15 protein-coding genes are annotated in these 12,340 nt (G+C 73.8%); 11 read left to right on the top strand and 4 right to left on the bottom strand.

Translation table 11 applies throughout. The features are described from left to right. The first annotated feature begins 8 nt into the window (after positions 1 to 8). The gene (gene hemW, locus D9V37_RS06630; protein ID WP_121805360.1) at positions 9 to 1,223 is read left to right on the top strand and encodes a radical SAM family heme chaperone HemW; all 1,215 of its coding nucleotides are present in this window, start codon (positions 9 to 11) and stop codon (positions 1,221 to 1,223) included. Positions 1,224 to 1,266: 43 nt separating this feature from the next. Then, positions 1,267 to 1,527: a hypothetical protein gene (locus tag D9V37_RS06625; protein ID WP_121805359.1), complete on the top strand. Its 261-nt coding sequence runs from the start codon at positions 1,267 to 1,269 to the stop codon at positions 1,525 to 1,527. Here the strand turns inward: D9V37_RS06625 and D9V37_RS06620 are convergent. Further along, positions 1,508 to 2,311 carry a DUF3097 domain-containing protein gene (locus D9V37_RS06620; RefSeq protein ID WP_232524831.1) on the bottom strand — a complete coding sequence of 268 codons (804 nt, stop codon included), beginning with the start codon at positions 2,309 to 2,311 and terminating at the stop codon, positions 1,508 to 1,510. The two genes, D9V37_RS06625 and D9V37_RS06620, sit on opposite strands and share 20 nt — an antisense overlap. A 189-nt stretch (positions 2,312 to 2,500) precedes the next feature. Between D9V37_RS06620 and D9V37_RS06615 the strand changes: the two genes are divergently transcribed. After that, a complete protein-coding gene (locus tag D9V37_RS06615; protein ID WP_121805357.1) occupies positions 2,501 to 3,172 on the top strand; it encodes a PadR family transcriptional regulator in 672 nt (223 codons plus the stop codon). Continuing rightward, positions 3,169 to 3,567 carry a DUF1707 SHOCT-like domain-containing protein gene (locus D9V37_RS06610; protein WP_121805356.1) on the top strand — a complete coding sequence of 133 codons (399 nt, stop codon included), beginning with the start codon at positions 3,169 to 3,171 and terminating at the stop codon, positions 3,565 to 3,567. Before D9V37_RS06615 ends, D9V37_RS06610 begins: the two co-directional genes overlap by 4 nt. 85 nt (positions 3,568 to 3,652) lie before the next feature. Here the strand turns inward: D9V37_RS06610 and D9V37_RS06605 are convergent, their stop codons facing one another. After that, positions 3,653 to 4,516 (bottom strand): MBL fold metallo-hydrolase, encoded by an 864-nt coding sequence (locus D9V37_RS06605; RefSeq protein WP_121805355.1) that lies wholly within the window; start codon positions 4,514 to 4,516, stop codon positions 3,653 to 3,655. Positions 4,517 to 4,589: 73 nt separating this feature from the next. Here D9V37_RS06605 and hrcA point away from each other — a divergent pair, with 73 nt between their 5' ends. Genes hrcA through D9V37_RS06590 form a run of 3 tightly spaced genes read left to right on the top strand, consistent with a single transcriptional unit; the run spans position 4,590 to position 7,549 of the window. Further along, complete coding sequence (gene hrcA, locus D9V37_RS06600; RefSeq protein ID WP_121805354.1) at positions 4,590 to 5,621, top strand: heat-inducible transcriptional repressor HrcA; 1,032 nt, start codon at positions 4,590 to 4,592, stop codon at positions 5,619 to 5,621. 27 nt (positions 5,622 to 5,648) lie between these two features. Continuing rightward, positions 5,649 to 6,809: a molecular chaperone DnaJ gene (dnaJ, locus tag D9V37_RS06595; protein WP_121805353.1), complete on the top strand. Its 1,161-nt coding sequence runs from the start codon at positions 5,649 to 5,651 to the stop codon at positions 6,807 to 6,809. Beyond that, complete coding sequence (locus tag D9V37_RS06590; RefSeq protein WP_121805352.1) at positions 6,806 to 7,549, top strand: 16S rRNA (uracil(1498)-N(3))-methyltransferase; 744 nt, start codon at positions 6,806 to 6,808, stop codon at positions 7,547 to 7,549. The genes dnaJ and D9V37_RS06590 overlap by 4 nt, the downstream gene beginning before the upstream one ends. 399 nt (positions 7,550 to 7,948) lie before the next feature. On the opposite strand, the gene D9V37_RS06585 is transcribed toward D9V37_RS06590, so the two are convergent. Then, the gene (locus D9V37_RS06585; protein ID WP_121805351.1) at positions 7,949 to 8,983 is read right to left on the bottom strand and encodes a winged helix DNA-binding domain-containing protein; all 1,035 of its coding nucleotides are present in this window, start codon (positions 8,981 to 8,983) and stop codon (positions 7,949 to 7,951) included. A gap of 35 nt (positions 8,984 to 9,018) precedes the next feature. On the opposite strand from D9V37_RS06585, the gene D9V37_RS06580 reads away from it, so the two are divergent. Further along, a complete protein-coding gene (locus D9V37_RS06580) occupies positions 9,019 to 9,423 on the top strand; it encodes a VOC family protein (RefSeq protein ID WP_121805350.1) in 405 nt (134 codons plus the stop codon). Here D9V37_RS06580 and D9V37_RS06575 read toward each other — a convergent pair. Then, positions 9,420 to 10,361, bottom strand: a complete 942-nt coding sequence (locus D9V37_RS06575; RefSeq protein WP_158604394.1) for a Gmad2 immunoglobulin-like domain-containing protein — start codon at positions 10,359 to 10,361, stop codon at positions 9,420 to 9,422. The genes D9V37_RS06580 and D9V37_RS06575 overlap by 4 nt on opposite strands. A gap of 78 nt (positions 10,362 to 10,439) precedes the next feature. Between D9V37_RS06575 and D9V37_RS06570 the strand changes: the two genes are divergently transcribed. The 3 genes from D9V37_RS06570 to D9V37_RS06560 all read left to right on the top strand — a co-directional run bounded on the left by D9V37_RS06570 (position 10,440) and on the right by D9V37_RS06560 (position 12,330). Further along, positions 10,440 to 11,327 (top strand): phosphotransferase, encoded by an 888-nt coding sequence (locus D9V37_RS06570; RefSeq protein ID WP_121805348.1) that lies wholly within the window; start codon positions 10,440 to 10,442, stop codon positions 11,325 to 11,327. Further along, positions 11,324 to 11,674, top strand: coding sequence for a histidine triad nucleotide-binding protein (locus D9V37_RS06565; RefSeq protein ID WP_121805347.1), 351 nt, complete (start codon positions 11,324 to 11,326; stop codon positions 11,672 to 11,674). The genes D9V37_RS06570 and D9V37_RS06565 overlap by 4 nt, the downstream gene beginning before the upstream one ends. A gap of 107 nt (positions 11,675 to 11,781) precedes the next feature. Then, positions 11,782 to 12,330, top strand: coding sequence for a hypothetical protein (locus D9V37_RS06560; RefSeq protein WP_121805346.1), 549 nt, complete (start codon positions 11,782 to 11,784; stop codon positions 12,328 to 12,330). Positions 12,331 to 12,340 lie beyond the last annotated feature (10 nt).

Here is a 12,340-nt window from a genome sequence, read left to right as displayed (position 1 = left end):
ACCCGCTGATGCCCAGCACCCTGCCCGAGGGCGACGCCGCCCCGGCCGACGGATCCCTGCCCGAGCACGCCCTGGCCGGGCTGGGGGAGAGGCCGCTCGGGCTCTACGTCCACGTGCCGTTCTGCCGGGTGCGCTGTGGCTACTGCGACTTCAACACCTACACCGCCGAGGAGCTGGGCTCCGGCGCCTCGCGCGCGACCTACGCCGACCAGGCGGTGGCCGAGGTCCGGCTCGCCGCCCGGGTGCTGGGCGACCGCGCACCGCAGGTGGCCACGGTGTTCCTGGGCGGGGGCACCCCGACGCTGCTGCCCGCCGAGGACCTCGCCCGCGTGCTGCAGGCGGTGCGCGACGAGCTCGGTCTGGCGCCCGGTGCGGAGGTCACCACCGAGGCCAACCCCGACAGCGTGACGCCGAAGTCGCTGACGCAGCTGGCCGAGGCCGGGTTCACGCGGGTCTCGTTCGGCATGCAGTCCGCGGTGCCGCGGGTGCTGGCCGTCCTGGACCGCACCCACGACCCCGACCGGGTGTCGCTGGTGGTCGAGCAGGCTCGCGCGGCCGGCATCGCCCAGGTGAGCCTGGACCTCATCTACGGCACGCCGGGGGAGACCGGTGCCGACTGGCAGGCCTCCCTCGACGCGGCCCTGGCCAGCCGGCCCGACCACGTCTCGGCGTACTCGCTCATCGTCGAGGACGGCACCGCGCTCGCGCGCCAGGTGCGCTCGGGAGTGTTGCCGATGCCCGACGAGGACGACCTGGCCGACAAGTACCTGCAGGCCGACGACGCACTCGGCGCCGCCGGGCTGGCCTGGTACGAGGTCTCGAACTGGGCCACCGGCCCCGACGCCCGGTGCGAGCACAACCGGCTCTACTGGACCGGTGCCGACTGGTGGGGCGTCGGGCCGGGCGCGCACTCCCACGTCGGCGGGGTGCGGTGGTGGAACGTCAAGCATCCGGCCGCCTACGCCGCGCGCCTGGCCGAGGCCGTCTCGCCGGCCCACGCCCGTGAGGCGCTCGACGCGGAGACCCGTCGCGTCGAGCAGGTGCTGCTGGAGGTGCGGCTGGCCGAGGGGTTGTCGCTCGACCGGCTCGACGCCTCCGGCCGCGACCAGGTGGCCGGCATCGTCGGCGACGGGCTCGCGGAGCTGCGTGAGGAGTCGTTGGTGCTCACCCGCCGTGGCCGGCTGCTGGCCGACCTGGTGGTGCGACGCCTGCTCGACCCGTGAGCCGGCTGGTTGGCGACCCTCGGCGAGGGGGTAGAACGTCGGCATGGACCGACGTAGCGAGGCGCAGCGGCACCTGGAGGCCATGTCCGCACCGGAACCGGCGCCCGTGGCGCCGCGTGTGCGCCGTCGCCATGGTGGCGGCCTGCTGCGTCGACTCGCGCTCGGGGCGCGTCGCTTCTACCGGGTGTGGCTGCAGAGCGACCGGAGCACCGAAAGCGTGCAGGCCCGGTGGGGCCGGTTGAGCGAGCTGCGCGCCGACGACGACTACCGGCGGTTGGAGACGTTCACGCGCCAGGACCCGTGACGAAGTCGATGAGCTCCTCGACCCGGCCCAGGAACGCCGGCTCGAGGTCGTTGTAGTCGCGGACGCCCCCCAGGATGTGCTTCCAGGCGCGCGCGACGTCGGCCTGATCGCGGTGCGGCCAGCCCCAGGCCTGGCACACGCCCTTCTTCCACTCCAGCTGGCGCGGCACGACCGGCCAGGCCTTCTTGCCGAGCCGCTGCGGCTTCACCGCCTGCCAGACGTCGACGTAGGGGTGACCGACCACCAGGACGTGCTTGCCCTCCGGGCTCTTGGCCACCGCCTGGGCGATGCGGCTCTCCTTGGAGCCGGGGACGAGGTGGTCGACCAGCACGCCGACCTTCCGCTCGGGGCCGGGCCGGAAGTCGCGCAGGTGCGCGGGCAGGTCGTCGACGCCCTCGAGGTACTCCACCACCACGCCCTCCACGCGCAGGTCGTCGCCCCAGACCTTCTCCACCAGCTCGGCGTCGTGGCGGCCCTCGACGAAGATCCGGCTCGCGCGCGCCACGCGGGCCTGCGTGCCGGGCACCGCGACCGAGCCCGACGCCGTGCGCGTGGGCGCGGCCGGTCCGGCCTTCGTCGGCGCCACGAGCGAGACCGGGACGCCCTCGAGCAGGAAGCCCGGACCCAGCGGGAAGGTGCGGTGCCTGCCGCGCCGGTCCTCCAGCGTCAGCGTGCCGAGGTCGCGCTCGACCTTGACGATCTCGCCGCACCAGTCGGTGGTGACCTCCTCGACCACCAGCCCGAGGTCGGCGACCGTCTCCACGGCACGACCGCGCTTGGGCATCCGCCAGTCGGTGTTGAGGACGTCGGTCCCGTATCGATCCACGGCGCTCAACGCTAGAGCGCGCCACCGACAGCTCCGCGCAGCGAAACGCGGCCGGGAACAACTCTTGCGCGACGAGCGTTCGCGATATATCGTCAATGCATCGGGAGTGTTCTTCTCTCGATCTCGAACAACAAAGGAGGTCCCACCATGGGACGCCATCACTTCACCCAGCAGTACACCCAGGACGAGCTCGCGGAGTTCGCCCGCCGCCGCAACCGCGGCGGCTTCGGTCCCGGCCCTGGCTTCGGCGGTCCGCCGTGGCTGGCCGAGATGTTCAACCAGGGCGGTCGCGGACGCGGCCGTCACGGCTTCGGCGGTCCTGGCGGTCCCGGCGGCCGCGGTCCCCGGGCGCGTCGCGGCGACGTGCGCGCCGCCATCCTCGACGTCCTCGCCGAGGACCGGGGCGAGAACGCCACGCCGCTCAACGGCTACGCGGTGATCCAGCGGATCGCCGAGCGCACCGAGGGCGTGTGGAAGCCCAGCCCCGGGTCGGTCTACCCGACCGTCTCCCAGCTCGAGGACGAGGAGCTGGTCGTGCAGAGGGAGGACGGCAGCCGCAAGACGCTGCACCTCACCGACGCCGGCCGCGCCTACGTCGCCGAGCACCCCGAGGAGATGGCCGCCGTGTGGGCGCCCTTCGCCGAGGAGCAGGCCGAGGACGGGTCCGCGGACCTGAAGAAGGTCATCGGCCAGACCATGGCCGCCGTCTGGCAGCTCGCCTCGACCGGCACCACCGCCCAGGTGGAGCAGGCCGCCGAGGTGCTCGCCGAGACCCGGCGCAAGCTCTACACCATCCTCGCCGAGGGTGACCCGCAGTGAGTGCCGAGGAGTGGCGGATCACCGACGGTGACCGCCACTCCGCCCTCCAGGCGCTCGGCGAGCACTACGCCGCCGGGCGCCTGGACGCCGCGGAGTTCGACGAGCGCTCCGAACGGGCGCTGGCCGCCCGCACCAACCAGGACCTGCGGCCGCTGTTCGCCGACCTGCCCCCACCGCACGGACCCCGGACCACGCCTCCCGGCGCACCGACGCCGGCTGTCGCGGCCGGCACGTTCCGCCGGCCCGGCCCCCGCGGGTTGCCGTTCCCGTTGCTGCCGCTGCTCGTGCTCGCCGTGGTGTTCGTGGCCTTCCACGGGTTCTGGCTGCTGCCGCTGGCCTTCCTCGGGTTCTGTCTGCTGCGCGGCCGGCACTGGACGCATCGTCGGGGTTGGTGACCTCCCACGACGGACGGACGGTTCCCACGGTGCGCACACCGTGGGAACCGTCCGTTCACCACGGTGCCGTGGTGAACGGACCCCCTCAGAGCAGCGGCAGGTGCCGCGCCGCCCGGGGCAGCTCGGCGTACCCCCGCACCACGGCCTGCCCCAGCTCCTCGCGGGGGTAGGGCCACTCGGCGGCGTCGAGGGCGTCGGCCACGGGGACGCCGCGGCCGGCCAGGTCGCGGATCGTCTCGGCGACGACGCCGATCGCGGCCCGCTGCTCCTCCACGAACCCGCGGCCCACCGGGTTGCCGTGGCCGGGCACCACGACGGTGTCGGGGCCGACCAGGTTGAGCACCAGGTCGAGGGAGAGCGGCCACGACATCGGGAAGCACTCGGCCCCGAAGCCCGGGGCGGCGGAGCGGTCCGACTCCTCGACCAGGTCGCCGGCGAGGACGACGTCGGCGTCGTCGAGGCGCACCACCACGTCACCGCCGGTGTGACCCCGGCCGGGGTGGACCAGCTCGACCGCACGGTCGCCGAGGTCGACCACCTGCACCGAGGAGAACGTGTGGGTCGGCAGCGCCACGCGGCTCTCGATCATCTCCTCGCGGTGGTGCTGGTCGGGGTCGTCGCGGCAGGCCTGCTGCACCTGCGCCAGGTGGGCCGGCATCGCGGCGGCGGCGTCCTCGTGGGCGTAGATCGCCACGTCGCCGGCGGCGTTGCCGAGGCTGTGGTCGAAGTGGACGTGGGTGTCGACGACCCCGACCAGCTCGCCGACGCCCAGGCCACGTGCGGCGTCGACGGCGGCAGCCGCCGCGCGCTCGGACCACAGGGTGTCGACCATGACGAAGCCCCGGGCGCCGGCGACGACGCTCGTGCTCACGTCGAACGGGGTGTGCCGCGAGACCCATACCCGGTCGGCGACCTCGACGAACCCGGCGTCGCGCTGCAGCAGGACCACACCGGCACGCTAGTACGCTTGGCACTCAGGGGACACGAGTGCCAGGGACCACGGTCGGCGGAGGAGGGTTGCCATGCAGGAGGAGCGGCGGCTCGCCGTGCTGCGGGCGATCGTCCAGGACTACGTCGAGACCCGCGAGCCGGTGGGCTCGAAGACGCTGGTGGAGCGCCACCGGCTCGGTGTCTCCCCGGCCACGATCCGCAACGACATGGCCGCGCTGGAGGAGGAGGGCTTGATCACCCAGCCCCACACCAGCGCGGGCCGGGTGCCCACCGACGCGGGCTACCGGCTCTTCGTCGACCGGCTCACCGCGATCAAACCGATGTCGGCCGGGGAGCGGCGGGCCATCGCGACCTTCCTCGACGGCGCGGTCGACCTCGACGACGTCGTGCAGCGCAGCGTCCGGCTGCTGGCGCAGCTCACGCACCAGGTCGCGATCGTGCAGTACCCGACGCTGTCGGGGTCCACGGTGCGTCACGTCGAGCTGGTCGCCATCGCGCCGAGCCGGCTGCTGGTGGTGCTGATCTTGAGCACCGGCCGCGTCGAGCAGCGGCTGGTGGAGGTGCCGGCCGACCAGCCGGCTCCCTCGGAGGACGAGCTGGCCGACCTGCGCCGCCAGATGCTCGGCCTGGTCAGCGGCGCCCGGATCGCCGACGCCGTCGCCTCGCTGCGCGGGCTGCCCGAGACGATCTCGCCGGCCCAGCAGGAGGTCGCCGGCCAGCTCGTCGAGGCCCTCGTCGAGGCGATGTCCGACCACCGCTCCGAGGGCCGCGTGGCCGTCGGCGGCACGGCCAACCTGGCCCGGTTCGGCGACTCCTTCGACAGCTCGCTGAAGCCGCTGCTCGAGGCGCTGGAGGAGCACGTGGTGCTGCTCAAGCTCCTCGGTGAGGCCGGGGCCTCGCCCGCCGTCACCGTGCGCATCGGCGCCGAGGGGCCGCTGCAGGAGCTCTCGTCGACCTCGGTCGTCGCCAGCGGCTACGGCCCGGGGTCCGACGCCTTGGCCGCGCTGGGCATCGTGGGCCCCACCCGCATGGACTACCCGGGCACCATCGCGGCCGTCCGGGCCGTTGCCCGCTACGTCTCCGCCATCCTCAACGAGACCTGACCCGACGAAGGCTGAGTAACCACCCACGTGAACCCGTACGAGATCCTCGGCGTCGACCGCGATGCCGACGACGACACCATCAAGAAGTCCTACCGCCGGCTTGCGCGGCAGTACCACCCCGACGTCAACCCCGACCCCGACAGCCAGGAGCGGTTCAAGGAGGTCTCGGCCGCCTACGAGGTGCTCTCCGACCCGCAGAAGCGGCGGATGTACGACCTCGGCGGCGACCCCATGGGCGGTGGCATGGGCGGTGGGTTCGCCGGCCAGGGCGCCGGCTTCTCCTTCACCGACATCATGGACGCCTTCTTCGGCGGCGCCGCGGCCGGTGGCGGCCATGGACCCCGGCCCCGCACCCGCCGCGGGCAGGACGCGCTGGTGCGGCTCGACGTCACCCTGGCCGAGGCGGCGTTCGGCACCACCCGCGAGCTCAAGGTCGACACCGCCGTGCTGTGCAGCACCTGCCACGGCTCGGGCGCGGCGGCCGGCACGCGGCCCGTCACCTGCGAGACCTGCCACGGCCGTGGCGAGGTGCAGCAGGTGCAGCGCTCGTTCCTCGGCGAGGTCCGCACGCTGCGTCCGTGCGCGGCCTGCCGCGGCTTCGGAGAGATCATCCCCGAGCCGTGCCGCGAGTGCGCCGGCGACGGGCGCGTGCGTTCGCGCCGCGCGCTGACCGTGAAGATCCCCGCGGGCGTTGACACCGGAACCCGGGTGCAGCTGACCGAGCAGGGCGAGGTCGGCCCCGGTGGCGGCCCGGCCGGCGACCTCTACGTCGAGGTCCGCGTCGCGCCGCACGAGACCTTCACGCGCGAGGGAAACGACCTGCTGTGCCACGTCGTGCTGCCGATGACCGCCGCGGCGCTCGGCACCACGATCGACCTGCCGCTGCTCGAGGCCGACCTGGAGTCCTCCGACCCGGAGCTGGAGACCTCGGTCGCCTTCGACATCCGCGCCGGCACGCAGTCCGGCGCCGAGCAGCGCATCCGCGGCCGTGGGGTGCCGTCGCTGCGCAGCGGCGGTCGCGGCGACGTCGTCGTCACCGTCGTCGTGGAGACGCCAGCGCGCCTCGACGAGCGCCAGCAGGAGCTGCTGCGCGAGCTGGCCGTCTTGCGTCACGAGGAGTCGCCCGACGGCCGCGTCGAGCCGGCGCACAAGTCGGTCTTCGGCCGGTTCAAGGACGCCTTCAAGTGACGCTGCCGGTCTACGTCCACGACGGCACCGCGTCGCTGCGCGCCGGTGACGACGTCGTCCTCGACGGCGACGAGGGCCGCCACGCGGTGACCGTCCGGCGCACGGCCGCGGGGGAGCGGGTGGTGCTCACCGACGGCGCCGGCGCCGCCGCCACCGTGCTCGTGACCGACGCCGCGAAGGCCTCGCTGACCGGCGTGGTGGAGGAGGCCGAGGTGCGCCCGGCCGAGGAGCCGCGGGTGACCGTGGTGCAGGCCATCCCCAAGGGCGAGCGCGCCGACCTGGCCGTCGAGGTGCTCACCGAGGTCGGCGTCGACGAGATCGTGCCCTGGGCCGCCGAGCGGTGCGTCGCGGTGTGGAAGGGCGAGGAGAAGACCGCCAAGGCACTGGCCAAGTGGCGCGCGACGGCCCGCGAGGCCGCCAAGCAGGCCCGGCGGGTCTGGTTCCCCACGGTGGCCGAGCCCGCGACGACCGACGACGTCGCCGCCCTGCTCGCCGGCGCCAGCGTGCCGGTCGTCCTCGACGAGGCGGCGTCCGGCCCGATCGGCAACCTGCCCATCCCCGGCCGCGGCTCCATCGTCGTGGTCGTCGGCCCCGAGGGCGGCATCTCGCCCGCGGAGCTCGAGGCCTTCGCCGCCGTCGGCGCCGAGCCCGTCCGGCTGGGATCCTCGGTGCTGCGTACCTCCACCGCCGGCGTCGCCGCCGTCGCCGCGTTGCTGGCCCGCACCCGGCGCTGGGGGTAGTGCGCCCACCGCGCACGTGCGAAGACGGCGCGCGGAATGGGACGCATGTGGCGTGCCGGGTGCGCACGTGTGCAGTGGGCGCACCCCGGGGCGGTCCTGTGCGGGGGCTAGCCGGCTGTGGGGCCGGCGTGCATGGTGCCGGCGTCAAAACTCCGCACTTGCGCAGTTGCGAGTCCGGCGTGTCGGACTTGCCGCCACGAATCGGGCCCCCTAACTGCGCAAGTGTTGAGTTGCCGCACGTGATGGGTCGTCGGGGAAAAGCTCAGTCGGCGTCCAGCCCGGAAGCGCCAAAGCCCCGCACTTGCGGAGTTGCGAGTCCGGCGTGTCGGACTTGCCGGTAGGAATCGGTCCACCTAACTGCGCAAGTGTTGGGTTGGCGCACCCCGGGCCCGCCGCCACTCACCGCACGGCCAGCAACCGCTCCACCCGCTCGACCTCCTCGGCCAGCTCCTCGCGCTCCGAGCGGGTCGGCTCGCGCCACAGGTCGAGGACCACCCTGCCTTTCTCCAGCCGCCAGAACCCGGCCCCGGCGCCGTCGAGGAGCACCAGCTGCCCGACGCCGCCGTTGGTCCCCATCCAGCGCTTCCGGTCCTCCCCGGCCAGCACCCGGTCGCGTTTGGTGTGGGAGAGCCAGAGGTTGTCGTAGCGCCCGAGCAGTCGGGCCGGGGCGGCGGTGTCCTCCTCGGCGATCGGGGCGTCGGGCACGTCGAGGAGCACGGCGCCGTCGGGCCCGGTGTGGCGTGTCAGGACGAGGTCGGCGAGCACGGGGCCGAGCCGGGTCACACCGGACCAGGTGGTCAGGTCGCTCGCCGTCGCCGGGCCGTACGCACGCAGCCAGCGCCGCACCAGCGTCGGCAGGTCGATCTCGGTCTGCGGAGCACCGAGCCAATGCTCCACATCGACGTAGCTGACGCCGCCGGCGCGCTGCCACAGCCCGCGCGGCGGTGCTTGCACCAGCGGGAGCCGACTGCGGGCCGCCTGCAGCGTGGCATCGGCAGAGGTCTCGGGGAACGCCGCGGTGAAGCGCTCGCGCAGCTCGGCCGCCGGCACGGGTACGTGGGCATTCGCGGCGGCGGCCAGTTCCTCGCGAGCGAGGTGCGCTGCGGGTCGGGCCTGCCGGTCGCTGCGCAGCTGCCGGTCGAGGAACGGCTGCACCCACGGTCGCAGCGCCAGCGCGTCGGCCGGTGCGAGCAGGTGGATGGTGCCGCGCATGGTGAGCAGCCGCACGGCCTCGCGGCGCTCCAGGTGCGCGGACAGCGCGAGCGGGTCGAAGCCGGCCACCCGGGCGGCCAGCGAGAGGTACGGCGGCAACGGCTCCTGGGCCTGCAGTCCCACGAGGTGCTCGACCATCGCCAGTGGTTCGACGTCCGTCCGCTCGAGGAGGTGCTGACGCAGCAGCAGCGTGCGGTCGAGCGCGCGGGCGGTGAGCTGCACGGAAAAACGCTAGACGAACGGAGCAGGGTGGCGGCATGACCCTTCGCTGGCAGTGCCTGTGCGTCGACGTCGCCGAGCCCGAGGTGGCGGCGGACTTCTGGGAGGCCGCCCTGGGCTGGCGGCGTACCCACTCCTCGGATGCCGAGGTGGTCCTCGAGCCGCCGGCGGGCAGCCCCGAGGACGGCGTCAGCCCGGACCTGCTGTTCCTGCGGGTGCCGGAGGAGAAGGCCGGCAAGAACCGGCTCCACCTCGACCTGCGTCCCGACGACCAGGCCACCGAGGTGGCCCGCCTGGAGGGTCTCGGCGCTACGCGGGTCGAGGTCGGTCAGGACGGTTCGCAGTCGTGGGTCGTGCTGGCCGACCCGGTGGGCAACGAGCTGTGCGTACTCCGCGCGCTCACCGCCGAGGAGCTCGCCGAGTACGAGATGCCCAATGGTTAACGGACGTTAACCGTCTTCGTGTCCTGGCTGACTGGTCGGCCCTGGCCCGACTCGTCGCTGTCATGCACCACCAGCGTGTAGCTGCCCGCGGGCACGCCGCTGACCGTGAACCGGTACGGCGAGGGCATACAGCACTCGCGCGCCGTGGCGTGGCCGCGCTGGACCACTCGCGATCCCTGCTTCAGCTCCCAGACCACGGTGGCCTCGAACGTCGCGGCGACACCGCGAACCGTGATGGTCGAGCCCACGGAGGCACCGTCCGTCGGGCTCGTCACCCACACGGGGGCCTGCACCTGGAGCGGGTCGGCCCTCGCGACCGGGGCGCTCGTGTCGACGCCGAGCACGCTCGGCACCGCCTCGCCGTCGATGGTGAACGTGACCGGCACAGGCTGACCAAGCACGGCGTCGACCGTGTACACCACCGCCTGCACGCCGACGCTGCCGCCGCCGGACGGTGCCGCCGTGAGGGCGTCGGCGCTGCCGTGGAGGTCGACGGTGACCCCGTCGGCGGTGCTCGACGTGATGCTGGCGACGGTGCCGCCCGGCCACAGGCTGCGGTAGTCGGGATCGCTCGCGGTGCCGCCGACGGCCACCTGTACCGCACGCTGCAGCTCCTGGGCGGGGGTCACGCCCGGCAGCGACAGCAGCTCGCGGTAGAGCCGGACCCCGCGGGCCGCCTGTCCGGCGTAGTAGACCGGCGCACGGACGTCGCTGCCGACGGGGGTGGCGGGCGGGCTGCTCGATGGCGTCGCGGCGCCCGACACGCGCGAAGGCTGAGCGGTGGCGTCGGAGTGCCGCTCCGGCTGCTGCCCGCGTACGAGCGCCACCACCGCGGCCACCGCGACCAGCAGCACCACCACGGCGGCGACGACCACCCAGCCGCGCGACTCCCGGTCCGGTGCCGGGGCCTGGTGCATCTTCACGTCAGTCCGACGCACCAGCGTCGCCCGCGGTTCACGCACCGTGCCGAAACCCGCTGGCCGTGCGGACCCCACGCCGTCAGGGTGCTGTGCGTGATGCATCCCGACCAGCTCGACGTGGACGAGCACGTCGTGGCCGGCCTCGTCGCCGACCAGTTCCCGCAGTGGGCGGGCCTGCCGGTGGTGCGCACCGGCCACGCGGGCACCGTCAACGCGATCTTCTGCGTCGGCGGCGTGGTGGCAGCGCGGCTGCCGCTGCGGGCTCGCGACGGCGAGGTCGTCAGGCTGTCGCGGGAGGCCGAGGCCGGTGCGGCCCTCGCCGCCGCCACCACCGTGCCGACTCCCGAGCCGCTCTTCCTGGGCCGGCCCGGACGCGGCTACCCGCTGCCGTGGTCGGTGCAGACCTGGCTGGCGGGGGAGACCGCCGACGTCCGCGACCCGGCGTCCTCGCGTGCGTTCGCCGAGGACCTGGCGGGCTTCGTCGCCCAGGTCCGGGCGATCGACACCGGCGGCCGGACCTTCTCCGGCGACGGGCGCGGTGGCGACCTGCGCGACAGCGACGCGTGGGTGGCCCACTGCCTGGAGCAGAGCACCGGCCTGATCGACGTCGCGGGCGCGGCGGCGCTGTGGTCCGAGCTGCGGGAGCTGCCACCGACCGGTCCCGACCGCACCACGCACGGCGACCTGACCACAGGCAACGTGCTCGTCTCGGCCGACCTGCGCCTGGCCGGCGTGCTCGACACCGGGGGCACCGGACCGGCCGACCCCGCCCTGGACCTCGTCGGCGCCTGGCACCTGCTCGACGCGGCCCCGCGGCAGGTGGTGCGCGACGCGCTGGGCTGCGACGACGTCGAGTGGCAGCGGGGCCGGGCGTGGGCGCTGCAGCAGGCCCTCGGCGCGGTCTGGTACTACGCGGACACCAACCCGGCGATGGCCCGGATGGGCCGGCGCACCATCGCCCGGGTCCTAGAGTCGGGCGCGTGAGCACCGACCCGGACTGCCTGTTCTGCAAGATCGTCGCCGGCGACGTGCCGGCCGAGGTGGTGCACACCGACGAGCGCACTGTCGCCTTCCGCGACGTCAACCCGCAGGCGCCCACCCACGTGCTGGTGGTGCCCCGCAGCCACCACCGCAACGCCGCGGAGCTGGCCGCGGAGGACCCCGAGAGCCTGGTGGCGGTGGTCTCGGCGGCCGGTCAGGTCGCGGTGGCCGAGGGTCTCGACACCGGCTACCGGCTGGTGTTCAACACCGGAGCGGAGGCCGGCCAGACGGTCTTCCACGTCCACCTGCACCTGCTGGGTGGCCGGCAGCTGGAGTGGCCGCCCGGCTGACGAGCCAGGCTGGCAGCAGGCCGTCAAGAGCCTGTGAATGGCGCGTCCTGCCTGTGAAAGCCGCCTCGCCGCTCAGGTCGTGCGAGGGCGAGGCCGATGCCAGCGACATGACCAGCATCAGCTCCGTCTCCAGCCTCAGCTCCACGCTGAGCACGCTGGCGACGCAGAACACGCAACGGGGCAAGAGCCCCTACGACGCGGTCTCGTCGCTGCTCGACATGAGCGCCGACGACATCGCGAAGGCCGTCTCCAACGGCACCAGCCTCGACGATCTCGCCAAGGACAAGGGCGTCTCCCACGACGACCTGATCGCCGCCCTCAAGGCGGGTGCGCCGCAGGAGCTGCAGGGCACCAGCGAGCTTGACTCCATGGTCGAGAACATCGCCTCGCGCACCGGTGGGCCGTCGGGTCCGCCGCCCGGTCCGCCCCCGGGTCCGCCGCCCGGTGGCAGCGGCGTGCTCAGCGGCAACCTGACCTCCTCGCAGAGCGAGCTGCTGGACTCGTTGAGCAGCCTGCTCGGCACGACCTCCGACGACCTGTCCTCGCAGCTCTCGCAGGGTGCCGACCTCGGTCAGCTGCTGCAGGACAAGGGGATCTCGCTCTCGCAGGTCGCCTCGACGCTGCAGAGCGGCTTCCTGGTCGACGTCACGGCCTGAGCCGACCTGC

Origin of the sequence: Nocardioides mangrovicus (genome assembly GCF_003674065.1) — a bacterium.
In the GTDB taxonomy this organism is placed as follows: Bacteria; Actinomycetota; Actinomycetes; order Propionibacteriales; family Nocardioidaceae; genus Marmoricola; species Marmoricola mangrovicus.
This window is presented reverse-complemented; position numbering and strand designations above follow the sequence as displayed.

Excerpts from the sequence above, each read along its gene's own strand:
- hemW (WP_121805360.1), top strand. The coding sequence starts at position 9 with ATGCCCAGCACCCTGCCCGAGGGCGACGCCGCCCCGGCCGACGGATCC.
- D9V37_RS06625 (WP_121805359.1), top strand. The coding sequence starts at position 1,267 with ATGGACCGACGTAGCGAGGCGCAGCGGCACCTGGAGGCCATGTCCGCA.
- D9V37_RS06620 (WP_232524831.1), bottom strand. The coding sequence starts at position 2,311 with ATGCCCAAGCGCGGTCGTGCCGTGGAGACGGTCGCCGACCTCGGGCTG.
- D9V37_RS06615 (WP_121805357.1), top strand. The coding sequence starts at position 2,501 with ATGGGACGCCATCACTTCACCCAGCAGTACACCCAGGACGAGCTCGCG.
- hrcA (WP_121805354.1), top strand. The coding sequence starts at position 4,590 with ATGCAGGAGGAGCGGCGGCTCGCCGTGCTGCGGGCGATCGTCCAGGAC.
- D9V37_RS06580 (WP_121805350.1), top strand. The coding sequence starts at position 9,019 with ATGACCCTTCGCTGGCAGTGCCTGTGCGTCGACGTCGCCGAGCCCGAG.
- D9V37_RS06570 (WP_121805348.1), top strand. The coding sequence starts at position 10,440 with ATGCATCCCGACCAGCTCGACGTGGACGAGCACGTCGTGGCCGGCCTC.
- D9V37_RS06560 (WP_121805346.1), top strand. The coding sequence starts at position 11,782 with ATGACCAGCATCAGCTCCGTCTCCAGCCTCAGCTCCACGCTGAGCACG.